The sequence below is a fragment of the Sporolactobacillus sp. BBK16-2 genome, from assembly GCF_059878335.1.
On record NZ_CM187611.1, the window covers coordinates 2,100,648 to 2,118,546 of the forward strand.

Annotated in this window: 19 protein-coding genes; 5 read left to right on the top strand and 14 right to left on the bottom strand. The window is 42.1% G+C overall.

What is annotated here, in order from left to right:
• Positions 1–101: 101 nt before the first annotated feature.
• Positions 102–740, bottom strand: coding sequence for an NfeD family protein (locus tag AC6F33_RS10550; protein ID WP_255745379.1), 639 nt, complete (start codon positions 738–740; stop codon positions 102–104).
• A 228-nt stretch (positions 741–968) separates the two neighbouring features.
• Here AC6F33_RS10550 and yqfZ point away from each other — a divergent pair, with 228 nt between their 5' ends.
• Both yqfZ and ispG read left to right on the top strand, forming a co-directional pair.
• Positions 969–1,319 carry a protein YqfZ gene (gene yqfZ, locus AC6F33_RS10555; RefSeq protein ID WP_500777076.1) on the top strand — a complete coding sequence of 117 codons (351 nt, stop codon included), beginning with the start codon at positions 969–971 and terminating at the stop codon, positions 1,317–1,319.
• A 131-nt stretch (positions 1,320–1,450) separates the two neighbouring features.
• Positions 1,451–2,560, top strand: coding sequence for a flavodoxin-dependent (E)-4-hydroxy-3-methylbut-2-enyl-diphosphate synthase (ispG, locus tag AC6F33_RS10560; RefSeq protein WP_370645884.1), 1,110 nt, complete (start codon positions 1,451–1,453; stop codon positions 2,558–2,560).
• 327 nt (positions 2,561–2,887) lie between these two features.
• Here ispG and AC6F33_RS10565 read toward each other — a convergent pair whose 3' ends face one another.
• From AC6F33_RS10565 to AC6F33_RS10580, 4 genes are all read right to left on the bottom strand, one after another.
• Entirely contained in the window at positions 2,888–4,405 is a 1,518-nt protein-coding gene (locus AC6F33_RS10565) for a glycosyltransferase family 2 protein (RefSeq protein ID WP_500777077.1), read from the bottom strand.
• 164 nt (positions 4,406–4,569) lie between these two features.
• The gene (locus AC6F33_RS10570) at positions 4,570–5,205 is read right to left on the bottom strand and encodes a nitroreductase family protein (RefSeq protein ID WP_255745382.1); all 636 of its coding nucleotides are present in this window, start codon (positions 5,203–5,205) and stop codon (positions 4,570–4,572) included.
• 71 nt (positions 5,206–5,276) lie between these two features.
• The gene (locus AC6F33_RS10575; protein WP_255745383.1) at positions 5,277–5,639 is read right to left on the bottom strand and encodes a hypothetical protein; all 363 of its coding nucleotides are present in this window, start codon (positions 5,637–5,639) and stop codon (positions 5,277–5,279) included.
• Positions 5,640–5,721: 82 nt separating this feature from the next.
• Positions 5,722–6,711: an ATP-binding protein gene (locus AC6F33_RS10580; protein WP_255745384.1), complete on the bottom strand. Its 990-nt coding sequence runs from the start codon at positions 6,709–6,711 to the stop codon at positions 5,722–5,724.
• A gap of 320 nt (positions 6,712–7,031) precedes the next feature.
• Between AC6F33_RS10580 and AC6F33_RS10585 the strand changes: the two genes are divergently transcribed.
• Positions 7,032–7,295 (top strand): DUF2624 family protein, encoded by a 264-nt coding sequence (locus tag AC6F33_RS10585; protein ID WP_255745385.1) that lies wholly within the window; start codon positions 7,032–7,034, stop codon positions 7,293–7,295.
• Between the two features lie 71 nt (positions 7,296–7,366).
• Here AC6F33_RS10585 and AC6F33_RS10590 read toward each other — a convergent pair whose 3' ends face one another.
• A complete protein-coding gene (locus AC6F33_RS10590) occupies positions 7,367–8,263 on the bottom strand; it encodes a deoxyribonuclease IV (RefSeq protein WP_255745386.1) in 897 nt (298 codons plus the stop codon).
• 228 nt (positions 8,264–8,491) lie between these two features.
• Here AC6F33_RS10590 and vrrA point away from each other — a divergent pair, with 228 nt between their 5' ends.
• The gene (gene vrrA / locus AC6F33_RS10595; RefSeq protein ID WP_255745387.1) at positions 8,492–9,094 is read left to right on the top strand and encodes a VrrA/YqfQ family protein; all 603 of its coding nucleotides are present in this window, start codon (positions 8,492–8,494) and stop codon (positions 9,092–9,094) included.
• A 92-nt stretch (positions 9,095–9,186) separates the two neighbouring features.
• Positions 9,187–10,152 carry a 4-hydroxy-3-methylbut-2-enyl diphosphate reductase gene (locus AC6F33_RS10600; protein ID WP_255745388.1) on the top strand — a complete coding sequence of 322 codons (966 nt, stop codon included), beginning with the start codon at positions 9,187–9,189 and terminating at the stop codon, positions 10,150–10,152.
• Positions 10,153–10,247: 95 nt separating this feature from the next.
• Here AC6F33_RS10600 and AC6F33_RS10605 read toward each other — a convergent pair whose 3' ends face one another.
• The 8 genes from AC6F33_RS10605 to AC6F33_RS10640 form a co-directional block, all read right to left on the bottom strand.
• The gene (locus AC6F33_RS10605; RefSeq protein ID WP_480948781.1) at positions 10,248–11,372 is read right to left on the bottom strand and encodes a Nif3-like dinuclear metal center hexameric protein; all 1,125 of its coding nucleotides are present in this window, start codon (positions 11,370–11,372) and stop codon (positions 10,248–10,250) included.
• 26 nt (positions 11,373–11,398) lie between these two features.
• A complete protein-coding gene (locus AC6F33_RS10610) occupies positions 11,399–12,106 on the bottom strand; it encodes a tRNA (adenine(22)-N(1))-methyltransferase (protein ID WP_500777078.1) in 708 nt (235 codons plus the stop codon).
• Positions 12,107–12,398: 292 nt separating this feature from the next.
• Positions 12,399–13,505 carry an RNA polymerase sigma factor RpoD gene (gene rpoD, locus AC6F33_RS10615; protein ID WP_255745394.1) on the bottom strand — a complete coding sequence of 369 codons (1,107 nt, stop codon included), beginning with the start codon at positions 13,503–13,505 and terminating at the stop codon, positions 12,399–12,401.
• A 21-nt stretch (positions 13,506–13,526) separates the two neighbouring features.
• The gene (gene dnaG, locus AC6F33_RS10620) at positions 13,527–15,335 is read right to left on the bottom strand and encodes a DNA primase (protein ID WP_255745396.1); all 1,809 of its coding nucleotides are present in this window, start codon (positions 15,333–15,335) and stop codon (positions 13,527–13,529) included.
• Between the two features lie 37 nt (positions 15,336–15,372).
• Entirely contained in the window at positions 15,373–15,825 is a 453-nt protein-coding gene (locus AC6F33_RS10625) for a YaiI/YqxD family protein (RefSeq protein ID WP_500777079.1), read from the bottom strand.
• A gap of 368 nt (positions 15,826–16,193) precedes the next feature.
• Positions 16,194–16,829, bottom strand: a complete 636-nt coding sequence (ccpN, locus tag AC6F33_RS10630; RefSeq protein WP_500777080.1) for a transcriptional regulator CcpN — start codon at positions 16,827–16,829, stop codon at positions 16,194–16,196.
• Between the two features lie 42 nt (positions 16,830–16,871).
• Positions 16,872–17,627, bottom strand: coding sequence for a DNA repair protein RecO (gene recO, locus AC6F33_RS10635; RefSeq protein ID WP_255745402.1), 756 nt, complete (start codon positions 17,625–17,627; stop codon positions 16,872–16,874).
• Positions 17,628–17,665: 38 nt separating this feature from the next.
• Complete coding sequence (locus AC6F33_RS10640; protein ID WP_255745404.1) at positions 17,666–17,812, bottom strand: YqzL family protein; 147 nt, start codon at positions 17,810–17,812, stop codon at positions 17,666–17,668.
• Positions 17,813–17,899: the final 87 nt, after the last annotated feature.

Genomic DNA, 17,899 nt, shown 5'->3' on the forward strand with positions numbered 1-17,899 from the left:
TGCCTGTCCCAACGACAAGAAATAATATACCATAATTGGTTGTAAATGACAACATCTTTTTTTATAAAAAATCCATACTGTTCAATCACGGTCATAATGCCTTAGCTCTCCCTGTCAACCTGATCAATAAATATACGTGTTCCATCAACAGAGATCACCTTAACGGCAATATCCTTCTCCAAAAAGATACCATCAGTAATTGCACTATAATTTTTTCCATCAATTTTCACCGTGCCAACCGGGTGGAAAGGAGTCATTGTCTTCCCTTCCTTACCAATCAGTTCGTGATAATCACTGTTTATGGAATTATAGCCTTTATCGCTGGAAAGCTTGTCATGCAGCATCAATTTGCCTAAATAATCGCGTTGAGGCAATATTTTTCGAAAGAAAAGCGAGCCGCAGGATCCAATAACAAAGGCAATTCCAACCAGCATGCCATAAAGAAGCGATGGGGTCGGAAGCGCACATCCAAGCACCATGAGTATAAAACCAAATATACCTATGATTCCGGTTGTAAACAACTTGCCGTCAATGATAATGAGGAGCAGACCGCCTACGAGCAATAAAAAGATCCAAGGCGATGCTTGATCCGTAAGAAAATGTAAAAAATAGAAAATAAAAAGTCCGCTACCGGTCAGTGCAAGCAGCCCTTTTGCCTTGACAAGCAATTCTGCGAATAAAAAGCACGCAGCAAGCAAAATGACAATAAACCCTCCCGCTGGGTATGTGAGCAGTTCCATTGCGTTCCTCCTCTTTTATAGAAACAAACCATTTTTCTCTCTTATCTATGTTATGCACATATGTCTTTTTCTTCTATTATCAATTAAACCATACACCATGATTGAGGAAAAGGTTTTAAAAAAAATGTTGGATTTATTTCAAAAAACAAGCATATTAAACAGCAGCCCGGCATATAGATGTTAATAACGCCTTCTTTGGCGTAAATACGTTTTGAACGGAGCAAAAAAGTGATAAAAAAAAGATTCTTCACCATCCTGTTTATTATGATGTGTTGGACAAGCTATGCAGATCTGAGCTCGGGCTCTCTTCCTGCAGGGCAAGCAGCAGCTGAGCCGGCAAGGCCCGCGGCATCTGAGAAAGCAGCGATCGCCTATCAAAGAGTCACTGTTGCTCCCGGAGATACATTGCTCTCAATTACTGAGCGAATCAATGAAAATCAGCAATCAATAGAAAAAGTGCTGAAAGATTTCGCTGTACTTAACCCCTCTGTTGATCCCAACCATCTTCAGATCGGAAAAACTTATGCTTTTCCTAGTTATGACCAGACAGATGATTCATCGGCAGCATCAACTCCTTAATGAATGGGAATCAGTTGTGTAAAGTCTTTCATACGGGTATTATTTCAGGCAAACCGAGCAGATTCATGGTATACTGACCATACTGAAAGATTCACAAATCATTCACTTATTTATAAAGGAGCGAATCGCTCGTGTCTGAAATTACACATCGTACGAAAACGAGAAAAGTCAAGGTTGGCAACCTGACCATTGGCGGATCCAACGAAGTCATTATACAGAGTATGACGACAACGAAAACAAGAGATGTTGCGGCAACGGTCGCACAAATTCACCGTTTGGAAGATGCCGGCTGCCAAATGGTTCGCGTTGCATGTCCAAACATGGAAGATGCACTCGCAATTCCGGAAATAAAAAAACAGATTCATATCCCGCTTGTTGTGGACATTCATTTTAACTATAGATTGGCATTAAAAGCGATCGAAGGCGGCGCGGATAAGATCCGGATCAATCCGGGCAATATCGGCAAACAAGAAAATGTTGAAGCCGTTGTACGTGCAGCAAAAGAGAAGCATATTCCGATCCGTATCGGTGTGAATGCCGGTTCGCTTGAGAAACATATTTTGGATAAGTACGGCTACCCTACCGCGGACGGAATGGTTGAGAGTGCCCTTCATCATATCAAAATCCTTGAGGATCTTGATTTTCACGATATTATTGTTTCCCTTAAGGCATCGAACATTGATCTGGCAGTTCAAGCCTACGAAAAAGCAGCGCGTACATTTGATTACCCGCTTCATTTAGGTATTACCGAATCAGGTACATTATTTTCTGGGACAATCAAAAGTGCGGCAGGACTCGGTATCTTGCTGAACAAAGGGATTGGCAATACGATGCGTATTTCCCTTTCCGCGGATCCCGTAGAGGAAATTAAGGTATGCCGTGAATTATTGAAGACATTCGGGCTGACTAATGCTGCCACGTTAATCTCCTGCCCGACATGCGGACGAATTCAAATCGACTTAATCAAAATCGCAAATCAGGTGGAACAGTATATTTCTAAGATTAATGCTCCAATCAAAGTTTCTGTACTCGGATGCGCAGTCAACGGTCCGGGCGAAGCGCGTGAAGCCGATATCGGCATCGCCGGCGGTAAAGGTGAAGGCCTTTTATTCCGCCATGGCGAAGTGATTCGGAAGGTTCCTGAGGATCGCATGGTCGAAGAATTGAAAATTGAAATTGATAAACTGGCAGAAGAGTATTTTGCAAAAAAGAAAGCTGAGCAAGAAGAGGTCAATATTTAAGTCAAAATTAACTTGTTGCTAGTAAAAAGCCCGTCAGAACTGTTAAAAGCAGCTTTGACGGGCTTTTCATTACAAGAAAAAAGTATAAAATTTTCTGACGAATAAAAAGTTATAAACCAAACACGAAAGTGTAAGACGCCTGTGGACTCAGCATACCACCGTGGCCCCTCAGATTCCTGCCTGACTGAAGAGGCTCGCGGTGCGCCAGCGACAAGCAAGTAACTGAGGTGTCGCTCAAAAGGAACTTCGGCTAACCGTGAGGGAATTTTCGCTAAGTACGCGTATTCATGTATGCAACGTATATTTTATTTTTTGTCCGGTTTTTCTTTACGCTTTATAAGGTCCTCTGAGCTTCCATAATTGATTCAGCATCACCGCAAATTCAAAAATCGTTAAAATGGTAAGAAGTACAAATCCCTGCATCAAATATGGATTGAGTGCCTGTTGAATTGTTGGACTGGTCAATAAACCGTAATTTACTTTTGCAAAATAGATTGCAGCTGCGGCAAACAAAAAAAATAAAACAAAATACATTAATGCGTGAGAATGTGTTTGTCCGGTTTCTGCTCGATATTGATTTTCCCATCCATCCTGTTTGTTGATTCTGATCTTAGAAAGCCATACATTAATATGAATGCTGATTGTAATCCAGAGATAGATTTCCGGGCTGATGAGTAACGTCGCCAAGACAACATCTAGGAAACGACTATTCGGTGTTTTCAGTGTCAGCACTAAATTGAGAAGCGATGCAACAATAACAGGTGTAATCCAGATCCAGTTCCAATAGAACTGATCGGTCAGCAAGGATAAACCGACTAAGAGAACAAAAAATAAACGAATGATCAAATTAATAAAGAGCCCGGCCTCTTGTATCCATAATCTCCTGGAATATTTTGTTTTGAGTCCATCCTGAAGCATATAATCGGTTGTTCCGGACACCCATTTATTTCGTTGGCTTGAGTAAGTGTGAAGAGTCTTCATGCTGTCTACATAGCAACGCGCACTCTTACTGATCAGGCATACCCATCCGCATGCTCTAATATATTGCGTTAGTAACAGATCTTCGGTATCTGACTTATCATCATAGAGCCCGTTTAATTTGTAATCATTTCGGACCTCAATAGCCGCTTCCGGGCGAAAGATGCTGCATTGTCCTCCGGCAATCTCAGCAAAATGTCCGCAATATTTTTGTTTCATGGTCCATTGAGCGAACTCACGATTCTGCTGTGCGACCCACCAACGATTCAATGCATTGCCGAATTTTCCTTTTCTGACCAAGCGTTCTCGATTCGGATCGTTTCTTAATATGTGCCGGACGCTTTCCGGCATCAGACAAGTGTAGTTGGCTGAAACCGCCCCCACTTTATGATTGTGGCTGAGCTCAGACCATAACGTTCGTATACAGTCCTTATCAAGATAAACATCCGCATCAATTCCGACAAAGGCGACAATGCTTTTAGCGTAGGATTTCTGCTGCTTTCCTACTTCTTTGTTGTCTGGATCGTTCGGATTACCCCAGAAGAGCTGGTAAAGCTGATTCAGAGCACCAACTTTTCTCTGCCTATTCTTGACCGTGTTCAGGAGATAGATGGATAAATGATAGTCCTCATTACAGCGCACAACAACTTTCTCCGTATTATCAGTACAGTGATCCAGCGCAATGTAAATGTCCATTTTTAAACCTTTGGGAACCGACTGTTCAGACAAACTTTTGAGGACATCAGCAATTGAGTCCTCCTCATTGTGTGCAGGAATCATCACGACAATTCTCGAGGTAAAATGACCGGTAGTAAAAAGACGATTATTAACTGCATCGTCATATGTGACCACATGAGTATCCGTCATCGATCGAATCCTTTCTCTTTACATGTACAAGCTGTTTGTTACCATGCTATGAACACGAGCATTCGTTTATGACCATTGACCCATTAATAATTGAGTTAATTTTGAAACACAAAAAAGACCGGGAGTATCCGGTCTGGTGTTTTTAAGCTTATTTTCTATATCCCTTATGCGTCCACCCATTCAGTAATTTCTGCCACTGATTGACGTTCCGGAACTTTAGGAACAACTCCTTCAGCCGGATAGCCGAGATAAACAAAGCCGATAATGTGTCCTTTTTCAGATACACCGAACTGTTCTTTCGCTTCTTTAGTATAAGCTGCCCCGCCGGTTCTCAGAATGGATCCAAGACCAAGCGCGTGTGCAGCCAGCATCAAATTCTGAGTTGCAATGGCAGTCGCTTCGATGTCTTCAATTTCAAACGCACGTGGATTATCACTCGGTTCCATCGTAACAACAATGATAACCGGTGCGCGCTTAGCGCTTGATAGCCCTTTTTCATATGCAGCTTCCAAGGCGGCTTGGTCAGCATTTTCAAGATTTTTCTGATTCACCTTGCCATAGACTTCGCCAAGTTTATTCCGTCCCTCACCGGTTAGCACGATAAAGTGCCATGGTTCTGTATTCATATGATTAGGCGCTCTTCGCGCCGCATCAAGAATTTGTTCAATTAATTCTTTAGATGGTTCTCTGTCTGACACTTTACGTACCGATCGCCTTGTCTTGATTGCTTCAATTGTATCCATCGCACTCATTCCTTTTTTAAAAAAGTCAATTTCCCTAATGATAAGTGTATCATGCATCACATACATATCTCCATAAATATGCTTACAAACAAAAGAACCCTTACCTAAGTAAGGATTCTCTTGTTTTTTTACCAAAAGAGCGGTGAGAGCAACTGAATCAATACTGCTAGGCATCCGATACCAATTGCCCATCCGCCTAAAGTACGGGCGCCTTCTCTAAGTGCAATATAACCGATAATGATTCCGGCTATACCCAAAACGACCGGCAAAAAGAACAGGGCAATCACAGAACAAATCAGTGCAAGCCAGCCCACACCCTTGCCGCCTTCAACGATACGTCGATGGGACGAGTGATCACCATCTGCACGCGCTCTTTCCGCCTCCGGATCATATTGATCGGCAGCCAATTCTCTTGCGTACTCCTCATTATGATATGCACTTTGCTTATCGTATAATGAGTCTTCATTGTGATAATGATCCTTATCAGCCACAATGACCCCTCGCTTTCATTTTAGGATCAGATATAGTGTGACTCAGAATGAGCATTTTCACAGATGCACATTATGGAAAAAATTATGGCGAGATAAATGGAAGAAAAAAACTGACGGTTGTCCCTTTTCCCACGACACTGCTCACACAAAATGTACCGCGATGATCAGCGATAATTTTTTTGCAAAGGGATAAGCCTATTCCTGTCCCTTTCGATTTCGTTGTATATAAAGGCTGTCCCATATTTTTTAAAACATCGGTTTCAACACCCGGACCATTATCAATCAGCGAAAAGCGGTAACCTTTATCTTCAACACTGCCACGAAACATGATCTTTTTTTCGTGAAGATGTCCTTCAAGGGCCTCCAATGCATTGCGAAGCAAATTAATCAAGACTTGTTTGATCTTATCAAGATCAACTTTGCAAACGTTCTCAGAATAGGAAATATCATAATCAAAAGCGACTTTATGGACAGCACATTCTGATGACAGAAACGACACGAGCTTTTTGCAGAGTTCATCAGGATTCATGCTGCGATATACATTTTTTCTCAAAGACATGGTTAGGAAATTTTCTAAAATCGTATACATTCGTTCCACTTCTGATAAAATAATCGGCTGGAATTTGTCGTACTCTTTCGTATGATCGCATAATTGCATAAAACCTTTAATTATGGTCAACGGATTTCTTAATTCATGGACAAATTCACCGGCAAGACGTGACATCATTTGTGTTCGATAACCGACCAATATTATTTTTCCATCTTTAAAAAAACCATTATATAAGATACCTAAATCTCTGTCGCTTAATTTATCAGTAAGCAAAGCAGAAACGATATCGTTGCTTTCAATAATTGTATTCAAATAAACTTTTGCCTCGCCTGCAATTTGTTCTGTAAAAAAGCGGAGAAAATTCGGGCCAAATTGATCAACCAACAGTTGTCCCTTTTTATTGCATTCTATAATTCGCCCGTCAGGTTCAATACAGAAACGCATTTCCAAGGATAATTGTTCTTCAAATTGATACTTTTCGGAAACAGAAAGTAAGGAATCTCGGTAAATAATGGTTATCACTCCCTCTGCAATAGTAACAACGTTTCACCATTCCCCCAAATGAAAGCATACGATAATGTATCGTGCCCTTTTCGACTCGGTAAGTCTGCTTCTCACTGTTATGAGAATAAAATTATACGGACACTTTTCTATATTTTTATCCTTCTTAATGTCCTTAATTATACTTTAATCACTTACATTGTGACACATTTATTGGCAATTATTGTTAGACAAGTTCCGACATTTTTCAGAAAAGTCAACCATAAATCATCAGCATCAATTAACGTTTCGATTCATAATCTATTCAGTAAATCCAATCCACGAGAACAGGAGTGAAACATTTGAATCCTTTTATTGAGCAGCTTGTCATTCAAAAGATGAATCATTTGACTTCCGAAGAACTTTATAGATATGCTGTGCAATATGGTATTGCGGTAACCAAGCAGCAAACGGAGAATATTGCTCGTCGTGTCCAAAATCAAAACATTAATCCATTTCAGCCGCAAGGACAAAAGAAGCTTAGAAAAATTTTAGATGAAGAAATCGGTGTCGCACTGGCGGCGCGCTTAGAGAAGCAGTTCGAGCAACTGGCAAAAAATTTATAACCTGTTTATTAAAAAAATTCCGGAGTTCCTTAGTAAGGACTCCGGAATTGTTTCTAAAAGGTTGGAGATCATTAGTTTCCTGCTTCAATATCCTGTATCAATGATTCATTAAATTTCTGGTTTTTAAACATGTCGATTTCATATTTATAAGGCGGTTTTTTGCTTTTCTTATCCACACCCACATAAGGTGTTTCCAAAATTTTCGGCAATGCTTCAAGCTGTGGGTGGTGCACAATATAATTGAGTGTATTAAAACCGATGGTACCTAGACCGATATTTTCATGACGGTCCTTATGCGATCCCTCAGCATTTTTGCTGTCATTCACATGTACGACTTTAATCCGGTTAACACCGATGATCTGATCAAACTCGCTAAGAACGCCGTCAAAATCCTCTGCAACCGGATAACCTGCATCATTGGTATGGCATGTATCAAAGCAAATGGAGAGTTTCTCGTTCAAACGGACTTCATCGATGATTCGAGCAAGATGTTCAAATCGAAATCCACATTCGCTGCCTTTGCCTGCCATTGTTTCTAAAGCGATTTGCACGGTGTCTCGTGCTTCAAGAACTTCGTTCAAACCTTCAACAATTTTATTAATTCCCGCATCCACACCAGCTCCAACATGTGCGCCAGGATGCAGAACAATTTGTTTTGCACCAAGCGCTTCCGCCCGATCAATTTCTTTGCGCAGGAATGAAACCCCTAGTGCGAATGTTTCCGGCTTTACCGTATTCGCTATATTAATGATATACGGAGCATGAACGACGACTTCTTCCACGCCGTTTTCCTCCATATGTTTTCTCCCCGCCTCAATATTTAATTTCTCGATCGGCTTTCTCACTGTATTCTGTGGTGCACCTGTATAAATCATCATTACATTTTCTCCGAATGACACTGCCTCTTCACTGGCACCAAGAAGCATCTTAGCACCGGACATATGAACATGCGATCCAATTTTCAGCACAGACAACCCCTCCTTTTTCCTTCGCTATTTTACCACATATGGCGATTCGAATGCTTTGCAAAGGATCCGCTGTAGAGGCTGTCACCGAATAGGCGGCACAACATAAACTAAATATCAGCTAGTATCTCGTCTTTTATCATTACATTAAATGGACAGATGTTTGAAACACCACAAATTTTTTGAGCTATCGGAACACTTAATACCTACTAAAGAAAGGAAGGAATCAATATGCCACCGTTTGAGCATGGGCACGAGCAGCCATTCTACTGGAATTCCCCAACAACCAGCACTCCACCCATGACTCCTACCCGCGGTTTCCCGCCAATTTTTCCAAGAATGCCCGCACAGGCACCGCCGGTTCCCGTACCTGCACCTCAAGGAACCGGTGGTCTAAGCGGATTAATCGCTTCATTTCTTTCCCCCAGCGCTGCCGGTACAACGGGAAGTCTGAATTTGCTGGGAATGATCACAAATGCTCAAAAAGCGATTCAGACCGCCCAAACCGTTCTGCCAATGATTCAACAGTTCGGGCCGCTCGTTAAGAACGCTCCAGCCATCTTAAGCGCGTTGAAGGGAATGCAGGGAGACACAGCAAGCACCGAAACGGACAAATCAGACACAACAGAACAATTGGATACGCCAACTGCTGCTTCCGATACGAAATTAGATAATCATTCGAACAGCACCATTCATAAAACAGAACAATTAAATCATGAAAACACAACAAATGAGCAGACAGCGGCCGGTTCAGTCAAAACCAATGCCCCTGATTCTTTATTGAATAGTGAAAGCCTGCCAACCAAGCCGTCCGTACCGCGGATGTATATCTAGCGACTGCGGATTCATTGTGTTCGCATCCCACCTCATTTATAATAATTGAGTAAATCCAATTATTGCATGTATTGCAGAACGGGGAGAATGGCATGAACGTTATAAAAGTCTCGCCGCGAGGCTATTGTTACGGCGTTGTCGACGCTCTGGTCATTGCGAGACAAGCTGCGATGAATCCAGACCTGCCGAGGCCGATATATATACTTGGGATGATTGTCCATAATCATCATGTTACCGAGGCGTTGAAAGAAGACGGAGTGATCACGCTGGATGTCCGTGGGAAGAAACGAATTGAACTACTGGATGAAATCGATCATGGTACGGTCATTTTTACGGCTCATGGAGTTTCACCGGAAGTACGGCAGGTAGCAGAAAAAAAAGGTCTTACATCAATCGATGCAACATGCCCTGATGTTACAAAGACACATGATTTGATCGAAGAAAAGAAAAAAGATGGATATCATGTGATTTATATCGGGAAAAAAGGACATCCGGAGCCGGAGGGAGCGATTGGTGTTGCTCCTGACTCTGTTCATCTCGTTGAAACGCTCGAGGATGTCGATCAGCTTCACCTGAATACGGACAAGATCCTGATCACAAATCAAACAACTATGAGCCAATGGGACGTAATGGATATCATGAATTATATCAAAACGAAATATCCGCAGGCGGAAAATTGCAACGAGATCTGCCGAGCAACACAAACACGTCAGGAAGCGGTTGCCTCTCAAGCAAAGGAAGCAGATTTGCTGATTGTCGTTGGCGATCCACGCAGCAATAATTCAAATCGACTTGCACAAGTTTCCAAAGAAATTGCTCATACACGTGCATTCCGTATTGCCGATCTCTCAGAACTTCAGCTCGACTGGCTGAAAGGCGTAGAAACAGTTGCGGTAACTGCCGGTGCATCAACACCGACACAGTTGACAAAAGAAGTCATCCTCTTTCTCGATCAGTACGATCCGGATAATCCCGATACATGGTCGACAGACAGCCAAGCAGCAAAAAACAAAAATATTTTACCAAAAGTCAAAGTGAAACACTTAAAAAAAAGATAAATTCGAAAAGCAGGGAATTCCGTTTTTAAACGGATCTCCCTGCTTTTTTTTGCAGTTTCAACTCAGATTCTATCTCTCAGTTCTTTTATTGCTGCTTATACAACAAAATGAAACGGGTTGGTGACCGATTCTGAAACAAGTACCTCTGTGTCGCATTTTTCTTCTGCAATCACTTTAGTTAAATAGTCATGAACACCTTGCTTCATTACAGATTCAATATAATGTCCGGCATCAATGACGTTCAAGCCGCACAGCAGCGCGTCATGGGCCGTATGGTAATAGATGTCACCTGTAATCAAAACATCTGCTCCGCGATACTTGGCATAGGGAATCAAGCTGTTTCCATCGCCTCCAGAAATTGCAATGGTTCTTACCTTAGCATCTGCAGGTCCGATTGCCCGGAGACCTTCGAGGCCAAGCTGCTTTTTCACAATTTGGCAATAGGTTTCAAAAGGCAAAGCTTCAGGAAGCTTTCCAATTCTTCCAAGTCCATATGCTTTCCCTTCATTTTTTAATGGAATGGCCTGATAGACCGGCTCCTCATATGGATGTGCTTTGATCATTTTAGAAATGATTGATTGCAGCAAATGATCTGGTGCGATTGCTTCAATTCGTTCTTCCTCCGCCTTCTCAGCTTGTCCTATCTTCCCTAGAAAAGGCTGTGCGCCTGATTGGGGCAGAAATGTGCCTGTTCCCTTCACACTGAAGCTGCAGCTGCTGTAACAGCCGATCTCTCCGGCACCCGCATCGCCCAGAACTTGCCGAATCGCTTCAGCATGGCTTTCCGGTGCGTATACAGTGATTTGATAAAGAGGCTCATGATAAGTAGGCTGAAGTATCTCTGTATCCGTCAGTCCAAGCTGAGCAGCTAACATATCGTTCACTCCTCCCTCTGCAATATCGAGATTGGTGTGTGCTGCATAAACAGCAATATCGTGTTTTACACATTTGGTGACAATTTTTCCCTGTCCTTCGTCAGAACGAACATAGTTAAGCGGATGAAAGATGAGCGGGTGATGAGCAATGATCAGATCGACATGTTTTTCAGCCGCTTCATCCGCAACATTCTCTAGTACGTCGAGCGTAACCATGACACGTTTTACTTTTTTATGCAAGCCGCCGACCAAGACACCAATTTTATCTTTTTCATAGGCTAGCTTTTTAGGTGCCCATTCTTCAAAACGCTGAATCAGCCGCTCTCCGGATATCCATTTTTCCAACTCAACCGCTCCTTTTTCAAAAAAGTCTAATTCTCGCTCAGACACATTCGGATTAAATGCAGCTCGCATTCGCTTTCTTTCTTTTTTCGAGCAAGTTCAGCCGTTTGTTCTGCCTGGCTGAGTGCCTGTAAAATTCCGATTAACCGTTGCTCCCGTTTTTTCCATTTCTTAAGAAAAACTGATTCTTTTCTTGAGGACAGAATCGGGCCCATTTTCAATTCAAGCTCGGAAAGCTTTCGTACAGCCGTCTCTTGCCTTGCCTTAATGATTTCATAGATATGCGGCGATTCATCAACAATCGTTTCATTTACAATTGTCCATCCATTTTCATTCAACCATTTTCGGACGCGTGCTTCCCGAATATTAGGCTGCAAAATTAAGACGGTTTCTTTACCGATTTTCTCTTTACCGCGTTCCAAAATATCCGTAATCAGTTCGCCGCCCATTCCGGCAATGACAATTGTATCTGCTTCGCCAGGTTCACGGATGACATCAAGACCGTCTCCAAGTCGGACATCAATGTACTTTTGAAAACCAAGAGCCGCGATATTTGATGTCGATTGATGAAGCGGTCCTGAACGCACCTCGCCGGCAATGGCTTTTGCCGCTCGGCCATCTTGAATGGCTCGGCAAGGTAAATGTGCGTGATCCGATCCGATATCTGCTAAGCATGAAGACTTAGAAATAAATTGAAGTACTGCTTCCAATCGAGGAGATAAATGTATCGTATCCATAATCACAATCCTTATATTTTTCATCACTATACCAACAGTTATCGTATCACAAACGCTTAAAAACCCCAATTCAAGTCCACATGAAAAGAAAATATGATGTTGAATAAAATTTGATAACGTTTTCATTTTATATTAAAATAAAAGAAAAAGGTATATTTAACCGCTACCTTTTCCAAATTAATCCAATTACTATTTGCATCTTCCTGTTAAACTCTTTAAAATAAATGACAAAGAGATCGTTGAAATTCGTGATCTAGGCTTAAAAAAAATGCCCCCCGATGGGAGCAACCGCTCAGTCAAGAAAATCCTTCAATTGTTTGCTTCTGCTTGGATGGCGGAGCTTGCGCAATGCTTTAGCTTCGATCTGACGGATACGTTCCCTTGTGACTCCGAACACCTTGCCGACTTCTTCCAATGTCCGTGTTCGTCCGTCATCAAGACCGAATCGCAGCCGCAGTACATTTTCCTCGCGATCTGTGAGTGTATCGAGAACGTCTTCTAATTGTTCTTTTAACAGCTCATAAGCAGCCGCGTCAGAAGGTGCTTTCGCATCCTGGTCTTCAATAAAATCACCTAAATGCGAGTCGTCTTCTTCGCCGATCGGCGTTTCAAGCGAAACCGGCTCCTGCGCAATTTTCAAAATTTCTCGCACTTTATCCGGTGACAGTTCCATTTCTTTGCCAATTTCTTCAGGTGTTGGTTCGCGCCCCAGATCCTGAAGCTGCTGCCTCTGAACCCGAATCAGTTTATTAATGGTTTCCACCATATGCACCGGAATACGAATGGTTCGCGCTTGATCAGCGATCGCCCGAGTAATTGCTTGACGAATCCACCATGTAGCATACGTACTGAATTTAAAACCCTTTGTATAATCAAATTTTTCAACGGCTTTCATTAAGCCCATATTGCCTTCTTGAATAAGATCGAGAAAAAGCATTCCTCGGCCGACATAGCGTTTTGCAATACTGACTACAAGTCGAAGATTTGCTTCAGCTAGTCTCCGCTTTGCGCTTTCGTCGCCGTCATTGATACGTTTTGCCAGCGTAATCTCCTCATCCGCAGACAAAAGATCAACACGCCCGATTTCTTTTAGATACATTCTAACGGGGTCGTTAATTTTGACACCCGGGGGAACGCTGAGATCGTTCAGATCAAATTCCTCTTCTTTATGCTTTTCACCGGAAGCCGGTCCTTCAGATTCATCCGAGACATCAATACCTTGATCGGCAAGAGCCTCATAAAATTCATCCATTTGTTCCGGTTCCTGATCAAATGGAGCAAGTCGGGTCGTGATTTCCTGGTAGGTGAGAGAACCTCTTTTTTTGCCAAGTTCAAGTAGTTGTTCTTTCTCCTGGTCCACTGTTAATTCTTGATCCGTCTTGCTGACTTTTCCAGCCATTTGACCCCCTCCTTCCAAATCCTAATCATCTTCCGCTTGATAATGGCCTAACTTTTTCTTCACACTGATCATCTCGGACAGCAACCGGGCAGCAAGTTCATAATTTCCGCTTTGCTCGGCTTTTTTTCTCTGCTCTTCCTTATCCGCAACCAGTGACGATTTAGAATGCCTGATGACTTGACGAATACAATCTTCAATTTCCCTCTCATCCACCTGATCACTCATCGGCATCAAGGACAGCTCCGTAACCTTGCGTTGCAGCGCCGGATCTTCCAGCTTTTGCAAAAAAAGTCCTTCATCCGGTGGATTTCCTTGTGCATAGTAAGCATAAAGATACGCAGCCAGGGCTTGATGGATATCATTGGTAAAAGAACCGCCTATTGTATCCTGAACTTGATCGGAAATCTCCCTGCTTCTCATCATTCTTGCGAGCAGTCTTCGCTCCGCCATCTCATAGGCAGGTGGGATCCGATTGCTCCGGACAAGCGGTGCGGTATGCGCAATTTTCTTTTCCCGCCTTTGTACCATGACGCTCATCTGGTGCAGCTGTTTTTTCAAGGAATCAAGAGAAATTGAAAATTCCTCCGAAAGCAATCTAAGATAGTGATCGCGTTCGACTGCACGATGCTGAGCAGTCAATTCTCTCAATACATCTTCAATATAGAGGAGGCGATCTCCTTCATCACTTAGATTCCTTTTTCTCCGGAGATAGTTCATTTTGAAAGTCATCAGTGTTTGACTTGCCCCTATTACATCACTTTTAAATCGATCGCCGCCAAACTTGCGAATGTAGTCATCGGGGTCCATACCTTCCGGCATCGTCGCTATTTTTATGACTTTACCATTTTTCTGAAGCATCTCGGCTGCTCGAAAGCTGGCTTCAATACCTGCAGTATCTGAGTCATAGCAGATAATGATTGTATCAGCCATTCGCGTCAGTGCCGCTGCTTGTGCCTCCGTTAGAGAAGTCCCCATCGATGCAACGCTGCAGGTTACCCCTGCTTGATGTGCGCGCACAACATCAACATAGCCTTCAAGAAGCACTGCCAGACTGTTTTTACGAATTTCCTGCCTAGCCAAATGATAGCCATAAAGTATATTGCCTTTATGAAAGACATCAGATTCAGGCGAATTCAAATATTTGGGTTTATCCTCTCCGAGTGTCCGCCCACCAAAGGCAACCGTTTTGCCTCTCATATTGAAAATCGGAAAAATAATTCGGTTTCGAAACCGATCAAAATATTTGTTGTCGAAACCGCGTTTCTTAATCAAACCAACATGCTCCATCAATTCAAGGCGGATGCCTCTCTTCTGAAGCAGTTTCGTAACAGCATCCCAACTTTCAACTGCGTAGCCAATACGGAATCGTTCGATCATTTCAGACGTAAATCCACGTTCCTTAAGATATTTAATTCCCGGCGAGCCATACTTTGCAGTTGTAAGTAAATAATGATAAAATTTTGTTAACAGTTCCAATCCTTCGGTGATTTGTTTCTTCTTTTGATCGTTTGGATTCGGACGATCATTTTTCGCAAAAGAGGGCCCTAAATCAATATTCGCACGATCCGCAAGAGATTGGGCGGCTTCCGAGAAAGACATACCTTCGATTTCCATAATGAATGTGAACAAATTGCCTCCGGCTCCGCACCCGAAACAGTGATAAAGCTGCTTATCCGGCGATACGGAAAAAGAAGGTGTACGTTCAGAATGGAATGGGCAAAGACCGGTATAATTCGTTCCTTGCTTTTTTAACTGCACATAGCTGCCAATTACATCAACAATATCCAGAGATTTCCTAATCTTTTCAATTACATGTTCCTGAAGTTGCAAAAGGCATGCACCACCAGCATTCTTACTTATTTATATCCTAATGATCGAGTTGGCATAACAGTTTTGTTAAAGCTTCGGAAAAATATTTCCGGTTTTGACTCGTAAATGGTCGAGGTCCCCTCACTTTTTTTCCGGCATTTAATGCTTGATATGCCTGATACCTGCGTTCAAGCAGCATATTCACGTTGCGCTCATCAATCAATAGACCGCGTATGTTCAGAACAAAAACACGGCGTTTGGTAAGCAATCCGGCAAGCCCCATATCTTGGGTTATGACAACATCATTAGCAGATACATGATTCACAATATATAGATCGGCAGCTTCCTTTTCTTGATCGACAAATACCCATGTTCCCTCCCTGTCCAGTGAATAACTGGCATAGGAAGCGACAAAAACGGGTTCCAAACCAAACGAGCGCGCAATCATTATTGTTTCTTTTTTTACAGGACATGCATCTGCATCGACAAATAACATGATTTTTTTCATCATATTAAGCATTCTCTATTTCCTGCCAAAAATCCTGCATGTACTTTTATGTTTTTATTTTTTAAATAATGTCACAAATTGTCGAATAAAGTAGAGGACAACAAGATATTATTATAAACTAAATTTGATTATTAAGACAGAGAAAACCATTTTCTTTTTTTCTTATTAATAAATTTCATTATAATAGACAAGGCGGCGGACTATTAATCAATTGCTCAGAAAACCTTGAATAACTATGTAATTAATTCTTCCTCACGCGGCAAAAATTGAGTGAGGATAGTGTAACGAAACAGCATTTAATCTTCAAAAAGAAAGTTTAAACATGAACCGGCGTCAAAAATTTAGCCCGCCAATCGGCGAGTTTTTTTTATTTATTTTTTGAGATTGCCATTATTCGCAAGGCTTACAAAAGCCTTTGTGATATTTGTTTTCGTCATGCGGCCGATAACCTCAAATCCATTCGCTTTTGGACGCACAACAGGAACAGCATCAATTTCTTTCGTAATCAGCAGCAAAGCAACATCCAAGACTGTATCGGTATGTTTACAGTAGGCAATGTTCGGCATTCGCGACATAATGACACTGACCGGAACCTGATTCATGTCCTGCGAACCAATTGCAGTTCTCAGTAAATCCTTTCTTGATAGGACCCCTGCTAATAATCCGTCATCATTAACCACAAACAATGATCCGACGTCCTCAACAAACATCTCACACACTGCTCTGTATGCAGATGCATTTTCAGTTATGACAACGGGGGAGGAATAAAAATCCTTGACTTTAAGCTTGGCAATTTCTTCAGAAAGAATGGTTTCTGACGTTTGGCCTGTGTAAAAGTAACCTACTCTCGGACGTGCTTCAAGAAATCCGGACATCGTAAGAATAGCCAAATCCGGTCTAAGCGTTGCACGTGTTACTTTTAAATGTTCTGCAATTTGTTCTCCAGTAATTGGTGCCTGATTTTTGACAATGTCTATAATTTTATGTTGTCGATCAGATAGATCCAAAACAGTCCCCTCCCCAATTGTTTTCGAACCTCTGTTTAATCGTTAATCATTCATCTGGTCAAATTTAGATAATTGTTCGATAAAACGTCTCGAACGAAGTTTAATGCCTGCGTTTTGCTCATAATAAGCATATATGATTGATACGATCTCGCCAATAGTTTTTGCTTTTAAAGAGACTTTTCCTAATCTGTCGAGAGGCACGGCGCGTATTAACGGCAATAATTTTTGAACGGTCCGGCTCATAACAAGAGCGTATTCATCCAATTTCGCACAATCTGCACACAGAAAACCGCCTTCAGAAATAGAAAAAAGATAATGTTCTTTTTTATTGCCGCAATGTATGCAACGCCCTAACTCAGGATCAATTCCGGCAAGAGGCATCATTTTCAATGCATACATCGATGACAGCACAGCGGGATCAGTACCTTTTTCCATCAGAAGTAGTGTATCACGCAGTAGATGATAATGGCCTTGTGAAGGGCGGCCGTCTTCTGTGAGCCGGTCTGTGAGTTCTAAAATCACTGCAGCATGTCCCATCTTCTCAATATTCTCTCTTATTGATCGGAACGGATTCAGCGTTTCAGCTTGATAAAGCACGCCAAGGCCTCTGCTTTTACTAAAAAGGCAGAGGCCGTAGAAGAGAACTTGACTCACCGCGGAAAGCGGATTTTTCGGTTTTTTGGCTCCTCTCGCCATTAACCCGATTTTGCCGAACTCTTTTGTGTATAGCGTTACTATTTTATTGGTTTCTCCATAATCGGTAGTACGAATGATAATGCCTTCCGCTTTGGACATCATCGTGATCACATCTTCCCTATTACTGGCCGATTGCCTGCTTAAGCCCCGGCATGTTCCTTCATTTCATCCATCCTGCAGTCCGGCTGAGTTTGCTCTTCGCCTTTGTCCTTTTCTATTTCTTTAATCAAAAGGTAAGATCCAATCGTTCCTGTCATACAAAATAACTTCCAACTGAGATCCAACATGTTTCTCATCCTTCCCATCTTTTCTCCTCACTAATAGCGTGGACGAAAAGCGCAGAAACATGTGAAGAAATGATTGTCAATTAAGTT